The organism is Elstera litoralis (assembly GCF_000963705.1).
Classification (GTDB): Bacteria; Pseudomonadota; Alphaproteobacteria; order Elsterales; family Elsteraceae; genus Elstera; species Elstera litoralis.
In genome coordinates, this window is record NZ_LAJY01000217.1 from 1 (window position 1) to 1280 (window position 1280).

At 60.1% G+C, this 1280-nt stretch carries 1 protein-coding gene; it reads right to left on the bottom strand.

The genetic code is table 11. The annotated features are described in order from the left end of the window. On the bottom strand, positions 1 to 974 hold a 974-nt coding region (locus VZ95_RS09405; RefSeq protein WP_045775616.1), incomplete at its 3' end, for a DEAD/DEAH box helicase. Positions 975 to 1280: the final 306 nt, after the last annotated feature.

Consider the following 1280-nt stretch of genomic DNA (forward strand, 5'->3'; position numbering starts at 1 on the left):
ACATTCGGCAGATCGAAGTTGATGACGTGGCTGACGCCATCGACATCGATACCACGCGCGGCGATATCGGTTGCGATCAGCACGGTCACGTGACCGTTGCGGAAGGCGGCCAGAGCGCGTTCGCGCTGCGGCTGCGACTTGTTGCCGTGAATGGCTTCCGAGCGAATGCCGACGCTATCGAGATGGCGAACCACCTTATCGGCCCCGTGCTTCGTGCGGGTGAAAACCAGTGAGCGGGTGATGACCGGATCGTTCAGCAGATCGGCCAGCAGGGCGCGCTTATCGTCGCGATCCACGAAAATCGCCTTCTGAACGATGCGTTCGGCGGTGGTGGCGACGGGGGTCACTTCCACGCGTTCCGGCTGGTTCAGTAGGTCTTTGGCGAGGCGGGCGATGCTGTCCGGCATAGTGGCCGAGAACAGCAGCGTTTGGCGTTCGCGCTGGATCATGCTGACGATCTGGCGGATCGGGTGAATGAAGCCGAGATCGAGCATCTGATCGGCTTCATCGAGTACCAGCGTGTCGACCTTATCGAGGAACACGGCATGTTGGCTGACGAGATCGAGCAGACGGCCCGGCGTTGCCACCAGAATATCCACACCGCGTTCCAGCGCGCGGATCTGGCGGAAAATCGGCTGACCACCGAAAGCCACGGCCACCGTCAGGGGCAGATTGCGGCCATATTGGCGAATATTGTCAGCGATCTGGCCGGCGAGTTCGCGCGTCGGGCTCAGAATGAGCGTGCGCACCGAACGCTTGAACGGGCGCTGATTGGTCAGGCTCAGTTTGTGCAGAATCGGCAGCGCGAAAGCCGCCGTCTTGCCGGTGCCCGTTTGGGCAATCCCGAGCAAATCCTTACCCGACAGCAGAATGGGAATCGCCCCGGCCTGAATCGGCGTCGGCGTTTCATAGCCTTCTTTAACCAAAGTATCGAGAAGGGCCTGGTTCAGGCCCAAGTCAGCAAAAGACGTCATGTGGAGAAAATCTCACAAGCAGGCTCAGCCCGGCCTATCATGTGAGGCCGGGAACGGAGCGGGGGTGTAAAGACGCCCCCCGCGTGTCCGGGCCGCCCTATCGGGATTGGATAATGACAGGTCGCCGCTGGTTTGCCGCATTCTTCAAAAAGAAGAGCCGACACGATCTCGGGCGATCACGCGCTGTCAAAAAGTGTCTGGGAACCTGACCTTCCGGCGCACCAATGTCAAGCGATGTTGCAATGCAACAGTGCAGAGCTGCCATGTGAGGGTTCAGAGCGCTCCGCTTTGCTCGGTCAAATAGGC